The organism is Brevibacterium sp. XM4083, from assembly GCF_006489205.2.
Classification (GTDB): domain Bacteria; phylum Actinomycetota; class Actinomycetes; order Actinomycetales; family Brevibacteriaceae; genus Brevibacterium.
Genome location: NZ_VFYR02000001.1, coordinates 66,220 through 82,535, shown reverse-complemented (window position 1 = coordinate 82,535; position 16,316 = coordinate 66,220). Strand labels below are relative to the sequence as shown.

Annotated in this window: 13 protein-coding genes; 9 read left to right on the top strand and 4 right to left on the bottom strand. The window is 69.4% G+C overall.

All coding sequences use genetic code 11. The features are described from left to right. Positions 1-102 precede the first annotated feature (102 nt). Positions 103-2,361 carry an ATP-binding protein gene (locus FJ887_RS00370; RefSeq protein ID WP_250786135.1) on the bottom strand — a complete coding sequence of 753 codons (2,259 nt, stop codon included), beginning with the start codon at positions 2,359-2,361 and terminating at the stop codon, positions 103-105. Positions 2,362-2,512: 151 nt separating this feature from the next. After that, a complete protein-coding gene (locus FJ887_RS00365; protein WP_140954897.1) occupies positions 2,513-4,384 on the bottom strand; it encodes an MOSC domain-containing protein in 1,872 nt (623 codons plus the stop codon). A 111-nt stretch (positions 4,385-4,495) separates the two neighbouring features. Between FJ887_RS00365 and FJ887_RS00360 the strand changes: the two genes are divergently transcribed. The 3 genes from FJ887_RS00360 (at position 4,496) to FJ887_RS00350 (ending at position 7,428) form a co-directional block, all read left to right on the top strand. Further along, on the top strand, positions 4,496-4,786 hold the full coding sequence (locus FJ887_RS00360; RefSeq protein ID WP_137824935.1) for a metal-sensitive transcriptional regulator: 291 nt from the start codon (positions 4,496-4,498) through the stop codon (positions 4,784-4,786). Between the two features lie 129 nt (positions 4,787-4,915). Beyond that, positions 4,916-5,128, top strand: a complete 213-nt coding sequence (locus FJ887_RS00355; protein ID WP_140954898.1) for a heavy-metal-associated domain-containing protein — start codon at positions 4,916-4,918, stop codon at positions 5,126-5,128. Then, the gene (locus FJ887_RS00350) at positions 5,128-7,428 is read left to right on the top strand and encodes a heavy metal translocating P-type ATPase (RefSeq protein ID WP_140954899.1); all 2,301 of its coding nucleotides are present in this window, start codon (positions 5,128-5,130) and stop codon (positions 7,426-7,428) included. The genes FJ887_RS00355 and FJ887_RS00350 overlap by 1 nt, the downstream gene beginning before the upstream one ends. Before the next feature lie 308 nt (positions 7,429-7,736). Here the strand turns inward: FJ887_RS00350 and FJ887_RS00345 are convergent, their stop codons facing one another. Continuing rightward, positions 7,737-8,462, bottom strand: coding sequence for a MerR family transcriptional regulator (locus tag FJ887_RS00345; protein ID WP_181365687.1), 726 nt, complete (start codon positions 8,460-8,462; stop codon positions 7,737-7,739). Between the two features lie 68 nt (positions 8,463-8,530). On the opposite strand from FJ887_RS00345, the gene FJ887_RS00340 reads away from it, so the two are divergent. Further along, positions 8,531-9,583 (top strand): hypothetical protein, encoded by a 1,053-nt coding sequence (locus FJ887_RS00340; protein ID WP_137824931.1) that lies wholly within the window; start codon positions 8,531-8,533, stop codon positions 9,581-9,583. Between the two features lie 378 nt (positions 9,584-9,961). Next, positions 9,962-10,906: an endonuclease domain-containing protein gene (locus FJ887_RS00335; RefSeq protein WP_249356688.1), complete on the top strand. Its 945-nt coding sequence runs from the start codon at positions 9,962-9,964 to the stop codon at positions 10,904-10,906. Between the two features lie 417 nt (positions 10,907-11,323). Here the strand turns inward: FJ887_RS00335 and FJ887_RS00330 are convergent, their stop codons facing one another. Then, entirely contained in the window at positions 11,324-11,587 is a 264-nt protein-coding gene (locus tag FJ887_RS00330; RefSeq protein ID WP_137824930.1) for a hypothetical protein, read from the bottom strand. Positions 11,588-11,871: 284 nt separating this feature from the next. Between FJ887_RS00330 and FJ887_RS00325 the strand changes: the two genes are divergently transcribed. The 4 genes from FJ887_RS00325 to FJ887_RS00310 all read left to right on the top strand — a co-directional run bounded on the left by FJ887_RS00325 (position 11,872) and on the right by FJ887_RS00310 (position 15,949). Next, positions 11,872-12,534 carry a hypothetical protein gene (locus FJ887_RS00325; RefSeq protein ID WP_249356687.1) on the top strand — a complete coding sequence of 221 codons (663 nt, stop codon included), beginning with the start codon at positions 11,872-11,874 and terminating at the stop codon, positions 12,532-12,534. Further along, positions 12,534-13,484 (top strand): response regulator transcription factor, encoded by a 951-nt coding sequence (locus tag FJ887_RS00320; RefSeq protein WP_137824929.1) that lies wholly within the window; start codon positions 12,534-12,536, stop codon positions 13,482-13,484. The genes FJ887_RS00325 and FJ887_RS00320 overlap by 1 nt, the downstream gene beginning before the upstream one ends. A 3-nt stretch (positions 13,485-13,487) precedes the next feature. Continuing rightward, positions 13,488-14,768 (top strand): sensor histidine kinase, encoded by a 1,281-nt coding sequence (locus FJ887_RS00315; protein ID WP_137824928.1) that lies wholly within the window; start codon positions 13,488-13,490, stop codon positions 14,766-14,768. 341 nt (positions 14,769-15,109) lie between these two features. Continuing rightward, on the top strand, positions 15,110-15,949 hold the full coding sequence (locus FJ887_RS00310) for a M15 family metallopeptidase (protein ID WP_250786134.1): 840 nt from the start codon (positions 15,110-15,112) through the stop codon (positions 15,947-15,949). Positions 15,950-16,316: the final 367 nt, after the last annotated feature.

Here is a 16,316-nt window from a genome sequence, read left to right as displayed (position 1 = left end):
GGGCGCTGAGGCGAATGTGTTCCAGGCTCGGCACATCAGCGACGACGGCTGTCGTCGCCCGGCGGCACCGGTCGGCAAGCCTCCCTGTGGCCCGCACCGGCGCTACTGTTCGGTAGTCCGAGTCCGCTGTGCCACGGCCATGTCGTCGGGCAGCCAGACGGTGAGCGAGGCCCCGCTGAACTCGTCTCCGTCCTCGCCGCGGCCCTGGACGTCGATGGCCCCGCCGAGGCGGCGGACGGCCTGGACGACGAGTGAGAGTCCGACACCCCGCGTGCCCGTCTGCTGGCGTCCGCGCCCGCTGTCGGTCGTCACCCCGTCGTGCTTCGTCGACCAGCCCCGCTCGAAGATCGCATCGAGGTCCTCCTCGGCGATGCCGGGGCCATCGTCGCTGACCTCGATCGTGAATCCGCTCGCACCCCCCGCTCCGCTGAGGTGGACGTGGACGCGCTTGTTCTCCGGCAGCACATCCTGCCTGCTCAGGGCGTCGAAGGCATTGTCGATGAGGTTGCCGAGGATCGTCGCGAGGTCCCGGTCGTCCCCGCCGAGGCTGCCGGTGAGTCCGACCGTGTCGACCGTCATGTCGATGCCGACCTCCCCGGCCTGGGCGATCTTCGAGAGCAGGAGCGCCGAGAGCACGGGATGGTCGAAGCTCATCTGCCCGTCACCGGTGACGCGGCTGAGGTCGTCGAGGTCCTTCGCGGCGAAGTCGATCGCCTCGTCGACGTGACCGGTCTCGAGGAGGGAGATGACCATGTGCAGGCGGTTCGCGTACTCGTGGGTCTGCGCGCGCAGCGAATCGGAGAACGAGCGCACCGAGACGAGCTCACCGGTGAGTTCAGCGAGCTCGGTGTGATCGCGCATCGTCACGACCCACGTGTCGCTGCCCTCATCGGTCGGCTGCTGGTTGACGATGAGCACCCGATCGTCGGTGTAGTGGAACTCGTTGCGGGCCCAGCGGCCCGAGGCGAGCAGGTCGATGAGCGCCTCGGGCAGCTCGAGGTCCGACAGTGGGATCCCGCCTTCGGGTGTCGTCGATTCGACCGCGTCGGGGGTGGTCGTGGTGGGCCTTGCGCTCGCCGAGGCGGTGGTGGGATTCGCGCTCGCCGAGGCGGTCGCGGAGGCCCCGGTCGCCTCGGTGTCCCCGGTCGCCGCGGTGTCCTCTGTCGCCGCGGTGTCCCGCTTCGCCCCGGATTCCGCACTAGCCCCGGAGTCCGCGACTGCCGTCGACTCACTCGTCGGCTCGGTCTGCTTCCGACCCTCGGCGGATCCCGCACCGGCCGCATTGTCGGACGCCCCGCCCATAGCGGTGTCCTCACCCACCGCGTCACGGGATCCCGCACCCGTCGCGGTGCCGTGACCTGCCGCCTCGGCGGGACCCGCTGCGGACCCCGCACCCGCATCCTGCCGCTTCGTGCCGACGCTCGGCAGACCGAGGAGTTGGCGCGCCTCGGCGTTGATGAGGACGATCCCGAGCGACCGGTCGATGAGCAGCAGACCTTCGGAGACCGCTTTGAGCACGGAGGAGTAGAACTCGATGATGCTCCGCAGCTCGTTGGCGCCGTAGTCACCGGTGACCCGGCGCAGACCGCGCGATGTCACCCACGAGGCGCCGATGCCGAGCAGCAGAGTCGCGATCGCGATGCCGATGAGCCATTTGCTCTGGGCGAGGAATCCGGCCCGGACGGCGTCGGCGGAGTTGCCGACGATGACGGCGCCGACGACGGTGTTCGGTCCCACCTCGTCGATGCCCAGATGCTTGGCGAAGACCGGGGTGACGACGTACATCGTGCCGCCGCCCTCCCCGCCGTCGTCGAGGAATCGGACGACGGAGCGGCCGCTGAGGATCCGGGTGGGACCGATCGACGCGGCGAGCTGGTCGATCGAATCATCGGGGATGTCCCCCGAGGAGGCGGTGACGATGTTGCGCTCCATCGCGACCCGGCGGTCGGCGGACCCGAGCGAGGGCGGGGTGCGCAGGTAGTCGATGGGCACGACCGCTGCCGTGTCGAACCGGTATTCGTTGACGACGTTGTCGAGCATCGAGCGCACGTCGGCGCGGGAGGACGGCGCGAGGAGGTCGTCGCTGAGGTCGGTCCCTCCGGCGTCGACGATGCCGAGCGACAGCGAGATGCTGTCCGCTGCCGAGCGGAGGAGATCCTGCTGCCGGGCGGTGTTGATCTGCGAGAGCTGGAGGTAGAGCAGACTCGTCGTCAGGATCATGATGCCGACGAGCATGACGGAGTTCGCGAACATGATCCGTCCGGCGACCCCGTAGCGCACCCGGCGGCTGAGCCGCACGACGGGACGCACGAGCGCGCGCGAGAGCGTCGGACGCGTCGTCTCGTCAGCCGGGGTCGTCATGGCCCCATTGTGTCACCCGGCCGTGCTGGGATTGTGTCACCCGGACTGTCCGGCTCGGCCTATCCGGCCCGGCCTGTGCTGCCCAGACCGTCCGGCCCGGTCTGTCCGGCCCGGCCTGTGCTGCCCAGACCGTCCGGCCCGGTCGGAACGCTCAGAGGGCGAGGCTGATCGGACCGGCGGGGACGGCCGAGCACACGAGCACCTCGTCGGCGTCGACCTGGGCGGCCGGTTCGATCGGGTAGGCGACGGAACCCGCGGCAAGCCGGACCGAGCAGGTGCCGCACGATCCGCCGCGGCATGAACTCGCCGCCTGCATGCCGCGCGCCTCGAGCGCCTCGAGGAGAGTGCCCTGGGCCGGCTCCCAGAGGAAGCTCGTCCCCGAATCGGCCAGCGTCACCTCAGCGGGTGGCCATTCGGCGATCGCCTCGGTCATCCCGGTCCGCGGGGACGCGAAGGTCTCCTGGTGGACGCCGGGCACCCCCGCCTCGTCGGCCGCGGCGAGGACGGCGCGCGTGAAGTCCGCGGGCCCGCACACCATGACGTTGTCGCAGCCGGCGAGCAGTCCGACGAGCTCGGCGTGGTCGGGCCGGCCGGACACCGCGGTGTCCCAATGGTGGGCCTCGACGGGGAGGCCGGTGCCATGGGCGCGGTCGAGGAGCCGATTCCATAGGCACGCCGTGCGCTGGTCCCGGTCGACGTGGAGGAGCCTGAGCCGCTCGGCTGCGGGCACACCGCTGCCGCCGACGGACCCAGCGGCCCCGTCGGCAACGCCGCCGGCACGTGCATCAGCCTCACTGTCGGACCCGGCGGCCGCGCCGACCCCGACGGCCACCGGCTCGCGGGCCGCCTCGCGGAGCAGTCCGAGGCTCGGGGTGATCCCGATGCCTGCGGTGATGAGCGCCGTCGTTCCGCCGAAGACGCGATCTGCCGTCATCGTGCCATGCGGTCCTGACGCGAGCACCCGCTCGCCGGCCGCCAGGCCCGCCACGGCTCGCGACCCTTTGCCCTGCGTGCGCACGGCGATCGAGACGATGTCGTCGGTGACGTCGGTGATCGTGTAGGTCCGCCAGAACGGTGCCCCGAGCTCGAGGTGGACGCGCAGATTGGTCCCCGGCTCGTCGAACTCCCGGATCCAGCCGAGCTCGTCGCGCAGGGAGATCTCCACGGTGTCGTGGCAGATCTGCCGGGAGTCAAGGACCGTCATGAAGCGCGGGGTCCGCGCTGTGGGCACGAACTCCCGGGGCGCCTCGCCCTCGATGACGATCTCATCGCCGGCGGCGATCACCCCGGACTCGAGGATCCGCCCATAGACACCGCAGTGGACATGGCCGCATGCGGAGGCCAGCAGGCGCGGAACGTTGACGTCGACCTCGGTGGTCACCGGGTTGACGGTCGTCGCCGGGCAGCGCTCGATGGCCTGGCTGATCGCCAGACGCACCCCGCCGACGCGGACGATCGTGCCGATGAGTCCGAACTCGGCGAACGGCGCGAGCCCGTCGAGGAGGATGTTGCCGCGGAACCGCAGCGGGTCGAGGTCGTCGCCGGCGCCGAGCGCCGCCCGCCCCTCGGCGGTCGCGCCGATGGCCGCGACCGTGGCGGGGTTGATGAGCGAGATCCCGGACTCCCGGGAGTCGAACATGCCCTGTCCGGCGACGACGAGACTGCGCGGAAACCTGCCCTGAGGGGGTATGCGGGCACCGAGGAACTCCGCCGCCTCGGCCCGACTCTCGAGGTCGTCGGCGCGGAAGGTCGTCGCCTCCCCGTCCGGCGCGGTCAGGGTGAGCTCAGGGACCGCCTCGGCGGGGGCACTGGCGACGTGCCATCTCTGCAGGTCAGGGTCGTTCTTCAGGACCGTGAAGGCGGAGTATCGCTGCCACTGGTCGGCGGGGACGTCGAGGCTTCCGTTCGTGAAGGCGGCGACCCGGTCGCCGAGGATGCCGCGGTCGGCATCGACGACCACCTCGGCGATCTCCTCTGCCGGGAACCCCTTGACGGGGAAGCGGAACAGTCTGACAGCACGCATGCCTCGATTCTAGGAGCACCGAGGCGGAGCGGGCGGGGAGATGAGACGAATCGCACAGGGACCGCCTCGGCGGGGGTTGCGCCATACCCTATGGGGGTATAAAGTCGGGTCATGACTGAGCAACATGGATACACCCCGCAGAAAGACGCTCTGGAACGCCGGATGAAGCGGATCGAAGGACAGGTCCGCGGGATCGCGAAGATGATCGATGAGGACAAGTACTGCATCGACATCCTCACCCAGGTCTCGGCAGCCACAGCCGCACTGCACGCGGTCTCCATCAACCTCCTCGAAGAGCATATCGCTCACTGCGTCGTCGACGCCTCCGCCGCCGGCGAGGACGAAGCGCGCAAGAAGATCGAGGAGGCTTCAGCCGCCATCGCCCGACTCATCAAGAGCTGAGCGCCCCTCCAGGGCTCCGTCCCCCTTCCTCTCGGGACGGTCATCCCGCCGAGGCGGCGCTGACCTGATGAGGCACGGCGTCAATCGCCGGTCGACCGGCCGGCGAGACGTGCGAAGAAAGCAGGAGACATGACCACCACCACGATCACCGTCAGCGGAATGACCTGCGGCCACTGCGTCGCCTCGGTCACGGAGGAGATCGGCGCGCTGTCCGGCGTGACCGACGTCGCCGTCGACCTCAACGCCGGCGGGGACTCCCCCGTGACGATCACCTCGACGGCCGACCTCGACGACGCGGACATCCGCGCCGCGGTCGACGAAGCAGGCTACGAGGTCAAGTGATGTCGCGCGAGGTTGATCTCGACATCACGGGAATGACCTGCGCATCGTGCTCGGCCCGGATCGAGAAGAGGCTTTCGCGCCTCGACGGGGTGACCGCCGAGGTCAACCTGCCGCTCAACACCGCCCACGTCGTCATCGACTCCGACCTCACCGACGGCGACGTCACCGCCGCCGTCGAGAAGGCCGGGTACGGGGCGAGCGTGCGGAAGGCCGCCTCGGCGGGTCCCGAGATCGTCGACTACGCCCCCCGGCACCTGCGGCCGCGGTTCCTCGGCTCCCTCATCCTCGCCGTGCCGATCATCGCCGTCTCGATGGTGATGAGCTGGCACTTCCCGGGCTGGCAGTGGGTCGTCGGACTCCTCGCCCTCCCCGTCGTCACGTGGGGTGCGTGGCCGTTCCACTCGGCGGCGTTCAAGGCCGCCCGAGGCGGGTCGACGACGATGGACACCCTCGTCAGCGTCGGCATCATCGTCGCCAGCGGGTACTCGTATGCGACGCTGCTGCGGGCAGTCGTCGACGGGCACGGCTGGGCGATTCCCGGGACCTACCACGTGTGGTTCGAGGCGGCCGCGGCGATCACGGTGTTCCTCCTCATCGGCAAGCTCACCGAGGATCGCGCGAAGAACCGAGCGACTGCGGCCTTGCGCAAGCTGCTCGACCTCGGAGCGAAGTCGGCGACCGTGCTGCGTGCGCCCGGTGAGGTTTCTCCCGGTGAGGTTTCTCCCGGTGACGTTTCTCCTGGCGCCGAGGTGGGGGCAGGCGACGGCGCATCCGGTACCGGTGCGGGGTCTCCTCTTTCAGGTGACCTGTCCGGTTCCGGCGAGCGCGTCGAAGTGCAGGTGCCCATCGCGGAACTCCGCGTCGGTGACGTCTTCCGGGTCCGTCCGGGCGAGAAGATCGCCACCGACGGGGTCATCGTCGCCGGTCACTCGGCCGTCGACGAGGCGATGCTCACCGGCGAATCCGCCCCCGTCGAGGTCGGGGTCGGCGACACCGTCACCGGTGCGACGATCAACACCTCAGGGGTGCTCGAGGTCCGAGCCGAACGCGTCGGCGCGGAGACGACGCTGGCGGCGATGGCCGACCTCGTCAGCCGCGCACAGCTGGGCAAACCGGCCGTGCAGCGCCTCGCCGATCGCATCTCGGCGGTGTTCGTGCCGATCGTCTTCGTCATCAGCGTGCTGACGTTCCTCGCATGGGGGCTCGTCAGCGGCGACTGGGCGATGGGCCTGCATGCGGCACTCACGGTGCTCATCATCGCGTGTCCGTGTGCGCTCGGCCTGGCGACCCCGACGGCCCTCGCCGTGTCCTCGGGCCGCGGTTCGCAGCTGGGGATCCTCGTCTCCGGCCCCGAGGCACTCGAGTCGACGCGGTCGATCGACACCGTCGTGCTCGACAAGACCGGGACCCTGACGACGGGCGTGATGACGCTCATCGGCTCGCAGCTGACCGACGCGGACTTCGCCGTGCTCGCGCGCCTCGAAGAGCAGAGCGAGCACCCGGTGGCCCGCGCGATCGTCGAAGCGTCACGGGCAGAGCGTGTCACGGCCGGGGCGGCGACCGCCTCGGGGAGGGTCGAGGACTTCACCGCGATCCCCGGCGGAGGGCTCGAGGCGAGGATCGACGGACGCGAGGTCATCGCCGGTCGGCCCGATCTGCTCCGCGAACGCGGGATCACGGTCGACGTCGCCCCCGACGCGGTTCCGGCGGGCGCGACGATCGTCGCACTCGCCGTCGACGGGGACTTCCGCGGGCTGACGTTCGTCGCCGACGAGGTGAGGGACGGGGCCGCCTCGGCGATCTCCGAACTCCATCGCCTCGGACTGCGCACGGTGCTGCTGACCGGGGACAATGCCTCAGCCGCCGAGGCGGTCGCCGGCAAGCTCGGGATCACCGAGGTCTTTGCCGACGTTCGTCCCGAGGGCAAGATCGCCGTCGTCGACGAACTCCAGGCAGACGGGCGCTCGGTCGCGATGGTCGGTGACGGCATCAACGATGCCGCGGCCCTGGCCGGCGCCGACCTCGGCATCGCGGTGGGTTCGGGCACGGACGCGGCGATGGCGGCCTCGGACATCACGATGGTGCGGTCGGATCCGCGGCAGATCCCGCAGGCGATCCGCCTGTCGCGGCGGACGCTCGGGCTCATCAAGGGCAACCTGTTCTGGGCCTTCGCGTACAACACGGCAGCGATCCCGGTCGCCGCGGCCGGGCTGCTCAGCCCGATGATCGCCGGGGCCGCGATGGCGTTCTCCTCGGTGTTCGTCGTCCTCAACAGCCTCCGGCTCCTGCGGTTCCGGTAGACGGGCCCAGTGTTCTGCGCCGCTTCCAGGGTGATCTCAGCTCCGAAATCACCATGGGGGCGGCGCACAATCGCCTCCAGACTTCCGCAGACCTGAGTGGCGGTGCCAGACCCGGTTCTTCTAGGCCCCGTCCGGCCCTTTCCCGGACTCCTCGGGCGACCTCGGCGGCCCCTCGCCAGCCTCAAGGCGGGCCCCAGTGTTCTGCGCCGCCACCAGGGTGATCTCAGCTCCGAAATCACCATGGGGGCGGCGCACAATCGCCTCCAGACTTCCGCAGACCTGAGTGGCGGTGCCAGACCGGGTACTTTCTAGGCCCCTTCCGGCCCTTTCCCGGACTCCCCGAACTCCCCGGCCTCCGCGGAATCCTCGCGAGCGGCGCGGGCGATGTCCTCGGCCGGCCAGAAGAGGCGCCTCGCGCGGTCGGAGTGCGCGAGTTTGCGCAGGCTGTCGATGAAGACCGAGCCGAGCACCGTGCCGAGAACGGACTTCTCGACGATCGCCGCGGGGTCGTCGGTGGGGGCGAGGCTCGCAATGTCGGCGCCGGCGATGCGCTCGGCCGCCTCGGCGTAGACATCGAGATGACCGAGCAGATCCTCATGCCCCGTGTCGATCATCGTCTCCACTGCGGTGATGAGCGGGGCGAGCGCCGGCTCATCCGCCGCGAGATTCCAGTCGCGATCGGCGATGAGGGCATCGATGAGGGCGGCGGCCCGCTCGCGGGAACTCGGCGTCCCACCACCGGGATCGGGGTCGCCGGGGCGGGCATTGACCCCGATGATCCCCTGACCGAGCGCGACGGGCACCTGCGGCTGCGGCGAATCGAGCTCGGCGAGCACAGCCCGCGCCGACGCGATCGACATGCCGCCGATCGTCACCATCGCGCGCACGAGCCGCACCCGGTGGACATGGTCGCTCCCGTAGCCGCCGGGATCCTCGGCGGTGACGGTCGCCCGCGGCACGAGGCCCTCGCGGATGTAGTACTTGATCCGCGGGATCGGCACCCCGGTCTGCTCGCTGAGCTGAGATATCCGCATCGCCCTCCCCATCCGTTCCCTCGCCGAACACTCTTGCAGGCCCACGTCGGATAGTCTACTATCTATTTATGGATAGCGGACTATCTGACAACGACGTCGGACTGCCCCGGGAGAACGGCGTGACCTCCGCATCGACGGGCCGCCTCGGCGAGACCACTCTGCGTCCGGCGACGATCGTTTCCGGACTCTCCCGACTCCATCGCCCCCTCATCGCAGCCGCGGTCTTCGCCGCCCTCATCGCCGCCATCGCCACGGTCGGGTACTTCACCGACGACCGCACCCTCGTCGGCGCCCCGATCTGGCACAAGGCCGCGAAGTTCGGCATCTCGATCGCGATCTACACCGTGACTATCGCCTGGATGCTCCAGTTCCTGCCCCGCCGCAACCGCATCGGCCGGGTGCTCGGAACGATCATCGCAATCGGGATCTCGGTCGAACTCGCCTTCATCGTCGTGCAGATCATCCGCGGTCAGATGAGCCATTTCAACGTGCGCACCCCTCTCGACGCGGGCCTCTACTACGGCATGGGCGGGCTCATCACCGTGGTGTGGCTGGCGAATCTCGTCCTCGGCTTCGTGCTCGCGTTCCGTCGGCTGCCCGACCGCGGCATCGCCGCCGGCATCCGCTGGGGCACCGCGATCGGCCTCATCGGCATGGCGATCGCGTTCCTCATGACCGTCGGCGAGCTCAACGTCGTCGACATGGACGCCGCCGAGGCGCAGGGCCTGGCCGGCGCCCACAGCGTCGGAGCCGTCGACGGCGGACCGATGATGCCGATCACCGGCTGGAACACCGAGGCGGGCGACATCCGCGTCCCCCATTTCCTCGGGATCCACGCGCTCCAGATCATCCCGTTCGTCGCTCTCGGACTCGTCCTCCTCGGGCGCCGGTGGCCGCGGCTGCGCCCGGCGTCAGTGCGGGTCGGCCTCGTGCGGATCGTCGCGCTGCTCTATCTCGGCGTCGTCGCCCTGGCCACCGTGCAGGCGCTCCGCGGACAGTCCGTCGCCCAGACGGATGGCCCGATGTTCGCGGCCCTCGGCGGCCTCGTCGTCCTTGCCGGTGTCGGCGTCCTTGCCGTCATCCTGCGCCGAGGCGGCTCCCGGGTCGAGCGTGTGAGCTGAGGCGGTGTTCCGGGGGAGTCGAAGTCTGATTGACGGCGCCGACGGTGAGATGGCGGTCTGTGCGCCCGAGCGCAGGCCGGTCGAGGGTCGTTGACTCATGTGCTCTCCGCTGTGCACGGGCAGGCCCGCGCGGCCGGCGGGATCGCACCGGCCACCTCGGCGCATCTCACCGCTCCCTCCGTCACTGTCCGGGCAGTCGTCGTCAGCGCGTTTCTCACCTGGGGCGATGGAGTCGATGTTCACGCATTCGGGGCGGGTGTAACTCGTACCCACAGGACCGCCGGCTCGTGCGCGGGGCGCCTGTGGACGCACGCGCGCCGTCCACAGGGCGATCGGCGGCTGTTCACACTGCCGCTCACTCGGGGTCAGCCTCGGTGGATGGATCTGCACGTTGAGTATCGCGAGTACCCGTCGCTCTTCAGGTCAGCGGACGCCGGCCGTCTGGGCGTCACCACGCACGCGCTCAAGTTCGACCGCACACGCAGGCACCTCTACCGCGGAGTCCGGATCGACGAGACCGCCAAGGTGCGGCACCCCACCCCGTCGTGGGCCGATGAGGAGTGGATGCACGAGAACGTCAGGCTGCGGGCAGTGCGTCTGCTGTGCCCGACGGCAGTCGGTGTCGGGCCGACGGCGGCGCGCCTCTACGGCCTGCCGATTCCCGCTGATCGCGCGAACTCCACCCTGCATCTCGCGTCGACCGATCCCCTGACGAAGGTCAGTCGTCCCGGCATCAGGTTCCATCGGCCGCGCACTCTGCGGATGCGAACGTGGCTGGAGCTGCCGCTGCAGGCGCCCGAAGATCTCTTCGTCGATCTCGCGGGCGTGCTCGGTCGCAATGCGCTGGTCGCGCTCGGCGATGCGATGGTCGGCGGATGGCATGGCCCGCCGCTCTGCTCGCTTGCGCAGCTGCAAGGCGCCCTGCGGCAGCGCCGTTACCTTCGCGCCCGAGCGAACATCGAAGCCGCCTGCGCGCTCATCCGCGAGACCGTCGACTCTCCCCAGGAGACCGACCTGCGGCTGTGGGCGATCGGCCGCGGACTGCCCGAGCCGACAGTCCACCCGCAGGTGTTCTGCCCGATGCTCGGAAGGGTCGTCGAGCCCGACTTGGGTTATGAGCAGGCTCGACTCGCGCTCGAGTATGAAGGCGGACATCATTTCGAGTCGAAGGACCAGTGGAATCGCGACATCCGCAGGGACGAAGCTCTGCAGGCAGCAGGGTGGACGACGCTCAAGGTCACCAGTCGCACCGATCGAGTGCTTCTGGAGCGGAAGATCCGCGCGCACTTGACGCGCTGGCACACGGACACCCTGGTGATCTGAGGGTGAGGCCTGTGGTGGTCCGAGGTTGAGGTCTGTGGTGATCTGCGGGTGAGCGAGTGCTCTGAGCCCGAGCGCTGGTGGTGATCCGAGGGCCGGTGGTGGCCCGAGAGCGAGAGCAGGTGGTTGTTGGGCGCAAAGACCGGAGCACGCACGACGAAGCGCATCAGAGCGTGCGCATCACACCGCAGGCACCAAGAACTGCGGAAGGTCGACAGCGATTGCGCGCCAGGTTCATGGCGAATCTGCTTCGAATTTCACCATGAAAGTGGCGCAGAAGCCGGGTCGGCACCATGAAGGTGGCGCAAAAGCCGTGGCGGCACCGTGGAGGTGGCGCAGAGAGGTGGCGCAGAGAGGTGGCGCAGAGAGGCGGCGCGACGATCCTCGTGCCCGCCCCGGAGGCCCTACTTCCCGCAGGCCCTACTTGAGGACGGGGTAGGACTGGTCGTCGTTCTGCGTGTCGTTGCGCATCACCCAGTTGAGCACCGCAGACAGGGCGCTGACGAGGACGAATGCGATGCCGGCGTAGATGAAGGCGTAACCGAACGCGTCGGAGTCCTGCCAGGCGCGGGTGACGATGATCGAGAGGATGAGGACGGCGACGCCGCAGACCAGCCCGACTTTGAGCGCATCCTTGTAGGACACGGTGCTGGAGGACTTCTTCGCAGAGTTCGACGTTGCCATACCACCAGGGTACCGATTCGGGCTGAGAGGCGACAGCCGAGTGACCCCCGACCCGGGGGCCGGGCGACTGTGTCCCGGCACCTGACCACCCCACGCACCCAACAGGCCAACAGCCGGCGGCCTGACCCCCCGGCACCCGACAGGCCAACAGCCGGGGACCTGACCGCCAAGCACCACCGAGCACCCCCGACCCCTGCACTCGACCACCCCTGAACCCGGCTCCTGGCCGCTCCCCGATCCGGGACCAAGTGGACGAGTGCGGGCGAACACGCGAAAATGACAGCGTGCCCATCCCCACTCCAGTGCGCAGGTCTGCGCACGCGTCGCGCGCTGCCGTCACGGCAGGCGTCCTGACCAGAGGCGGTCTCAGGACGCTGGTCGCGTGTGCCTGCGCGCTTGCGCTGCTCGTCGCGCTCGCGGCCTGCGGGCCGGACAGGGGGCTGCGCGTCGAGCCTGCGGGAAGCACCTCGCCGACGCTCTTCGACGAATCGAATGAGGACTCCGGGCCCGCGGACAAGCCGTATTCGCTCGATGACATCCGCACCCTCATCGAGGACAGTTCGGGGGTCGCGGTGACCGGTCGGGCGTCGGAGACGGCGAAGGTCGTCGCCGACTGCCAGGAGTGCATGAAGTTCGGCACCCCGTTCCTCAGCGGCGACCGGAAGTTCCAGGTCGTCACGGTGCTCAACCCGCAGCAGATGAGCGAGGTCATCGCCGGGGTCGTCGTCAGCGAATTCGAGGGCGCACCGCGCCTCGAGCTCATCGCCACAGGCAATCAGCTCACGCTCAGCCCCGGCAAGAACGGCACGCTCGTCGTCCAGGAGGCGATGTACGCCGACGGTGATGAGGACTGCTGCCCCTCGGGCTGGTCGGTGCAGGTATTCCGCCTGCATGACGGTAGGTTTGAACCGGGACAACGCTTCACGCGTCTAAATGGAGAGTCGTAATGCATATTGTGCTGGTCGAGGATGACGAGGTCATCCGCGAGACAACCCAGATCGGACTCGAGCAGTTCGATTACACGGTGTCGGCGTTCGCCGACGGCCGTGAGGGCTATGAGTTCGTCGCCGCCCACGGTGCCGACGTCCTCCTCCTCGACCTCATGCTCCCGACGATGAACGGCGCGTCGATCTGCCGCGCGATCCGCGAGCGCTCCTCCATCCCGATCATCATCATCTCCGCCCGCTCGGATGCGATCGACATCGTCCAGGCCCTCGAGGCCGGAGCCGACGACTACCTCACCAAGCCCTTCGACATGCAGGTGCTCAACGCCCGCATCCGCGCCGTCGTCCGCCGCTTCATCACCGCCGGCACCGACCGGCTCGGCTACTCCCCCACCACCGAGGCGATCGACGAACACGAAACCGTCATCGGCCCCGGCGGCGTCATCACCGGCGACGGGATCCCCGAAGTCCTCGGGCCGAGCCCCGGCATGGACACCCGGGAGCGGATCAAGTCCCGTCTCGCGGCCGATGACACCTACCTCGGCGCCGGCGGGAAGTTCACGTCGTCACCGGGCCCGGACACGCACGACGTGGCGATCCCCCCGCGCCCCGCGTCCTCACCTCAGACGACCGCCGAGGCGGCCCCGGAGTCCGGTGAGCTCGGACCGTTCCGCACCCGGCTGGGGTCCCTCGTCCTCGACACCGGACGGCTCACCGTCGAGGTCGACGGCGAGGAGGTCCACCTCACCCCGACCGAGCTGCGCGTCCTCCTGCTGCTCACCGAACAGCCCGAGCACGTGTACTCTCGGGAGAAGATCGCGTTCACGGTGTGGGGGTACGAGTGGGCCGGCGACTCCCGGGTCGTCGACGTCCACATCCAGCGCCTGCGCAAGAAGATCGGCGCGAACATGATCGAGACGGTCCGCGGCTTCGGGTACCGTTTCGCAGGCTGAGCCATGTCGCTGCGCTGGAAGATCTCCCTCCTCATCGTCGCGTCCGTGATCATCGCGGTGCTCTCGTGCAGCATCATCCTGCGCCAGTCCGCGGCCCGGGCCGAGGACGACCGGATGCGCTCGACCGTGACCGACCAGCTGACGAACGCGGTCAACATCTTCTCCGAGACCGGGGTGCTCACGCTCAACGCCCGCATCGACGATCCGCAGCTGCCTGCCGATGCCCGCGCGCAGGCGCTCAAGGGACAATCGGTGACGATCCGCTCGGAGGTCGACGGGGAGGAGATCGTGTGGGCGGCGGCCCCGATCGAGGTCGGCACGTACACCGAGGTGATCTCCGTGCGCGCGTCGACGGCCGACAGTCAGGAGCTCATCGGCCGCATCGACCAGGCCCTGCTCGTCGGCATGATCGGCTCCGCCCTCGTCGTCGGCGGCGTCGGCTCGCTCGTCGCCGGCCGCATCTCGCGCCGACTCACCCTCGGCGCCCAGGCGGCGCGGAAGATCGCCGCCGGGGACACGTCGATCCGCATCGCCGATGTCGTCGACGAATCGGATCAGGAGGTGTGGGCGTTCGCCTCGGCGGTCGACACCGCGGTGACGCGGCTGAGCGAGCGGATCGACTCCGAACAGCGCTTCACCGCTGACCTCGCCCACGAGATGCGCACCCCGCTCACGGGGCTCGTCAACGCCGCGAGCCTGCTCACCGAGGATTCGCGCCCGGCCGAGCTCGTCAAGGATCGCGTGCAGCGGATGCAGGTCCTCGTCGAGGATCTCCTCGAGGTCTCCCGACTCGACGCGGGACGCGCGAACCCGCAGTTCACCCGCATCGACATCGACCAGGCGATCCGCTCGCTGCTCGGCACGATGTCAGCCTCCGGGGCCCTGGCCGGGCATGAGATCGACGCGGAGTACGGCGCCCGTGGCGCCCTCCTCGTCACCGATGTCCGCCGATTCGAGCGCATCATCTCCAACCTGCTCGTCAACGCCATCAAGCACGGGGCTGATCCGATCCGTCTCACCACGAGCCCCGAGCACATCGTCGTCACCGACTCCGGCTCCGGCTACCCGGCCGACATCGTCGAGACGGGACCGACCCGGTTCGTCTCCGCCGGCGGCGGCGGCATGGGCCTCGGTCTCGTCATCGCGCAGGGGCAGGCGCGGCTGCTCGGGATCCGGCTCGTCTTCAGCAACGACCCCGACACCGGGGGTGCCCGCACCGAGGTGATCTTCCCCGATGCCGAAGCGCAGGCGATCGCCCTGCGTCAGCAGCTCGGAGTGGAGTAGGGATCCCTCGCCGAGGCGACCGCCGGCGGCCGTGGAATGCGTCGACCGGATCGGTCACGGTTTCGTTCGCGGATATGACACGGTGTTATGTAACCGTTACACTCCTGTAACAGTGAGTTTTCCAGCCGTCGGGACCTCTCGACGGCTGAACTATGGGTACGACACAGGTGACTTGGAGCATGATGACGGGTGAGCTGACGGCAGCGGGAACGGTCCGGCGGAGAGACCTCCGCAACCGGCAGTCGACCCCCCAGACCCCGCCCACAGCACCCCTCCCCACCACTCACCCCACCCCCTCTCACCTCACCGGACACTCGACTCTCTCACCCCGCCGCGCTGCGATGGCCGCAGAGGCACGCACGGCTGCAGGATCGCCTCGGCGCGAGGCGATGGCCAAGGAGGCCGGTCACGGAACGGTCGGTGCCGCGCACTTCGGTCACCGCGGTTCCGACGGCGCGCTGCTGCGGTCGGTGCGCCGGAAGCGTGCGACGACGGTCACGGCCCTGTCGGGTCTGTCCGTGACCGGTGCCGCGGTTGCCGCCGTGATGTTCGCCACCGCCGGCGGTGGCAGCGAGGTCAAGGTCGAGGCGACCGCCGATTCCGGCCCCAAGCAGGTCAGCGCCGAATCCGTCGACGCCGCGATTCCGGCCTCCGACGACACGACGAGCGTTGAGATCGGCGCGCCGAGCGCGAAGCAGGACGGAGCACAGGCCGCGAGCCGCGCGATCGAGAAGAGCGCACTGCCCGGCTGCTCGGCCGATCAGAAGTACAGCGCGGGGGCGAGCAACGGCGAGCTGCCCGAAGAGTGGCTCTGCGACCTCGGCAAGGGCGGACACCGACTGCGCGCCGATGCCGCGGTGTCGTTCGCCGAGATGAACGCCGCCTACAAGAAGGAGACGGGCAAGGAGATCCCGATCACCGACTCCTACCGCGACCTCGCCGGTCAGATCTCCGTGGCCGGCCGCAAGCCCGGCCTCTCCGCCCGCCCCGGCACGTCGATGCACGGCTGGGGCATCGCCCTCGACCTCGGCGGCGGCACCGAATCGAAGACCGGCCCGTGGGACTGGCTGGTCAAGAACGCCGGCAAGTACGGCTGGGAGAACCCGGACTGGGCCAAGTCGTCGAAGTACGAGCCCTGGCACTGGGAGTACGTCCCCGCCCGCGACAGCATCAAGGGCTGAGACTCCTCTACGTCTGCTCAACGCACGCACTGCGCTCGCTGTTCGAGGACCGGTCGTTGTCGACGCGCTGTGGCGGGCGCGGGCGGCTGACTCCCCGGCGCGCCGCACGCGGGACTCTCTGCCCGCTCACTGCTCTGCCCTCTCACTGCTCTGTTGGCGCCGCTCTGTCGCCGAGGTGGTTCCCCGGATGTCGCTGCCATGGTCCGATACGGTGCCGCGGACACGGTCCCCGCGCGACTCCGAGGTGGATCCGGCTCGAGATCGGGCGATTCTTCGAGCCGGATCCACCTCGAGAACGGCTCCTGGCCCGGGATTCGCCCCAGCCACGCCCGCGGCTCACCGTGTCCGCAGCTCACCGGGCCCGCAG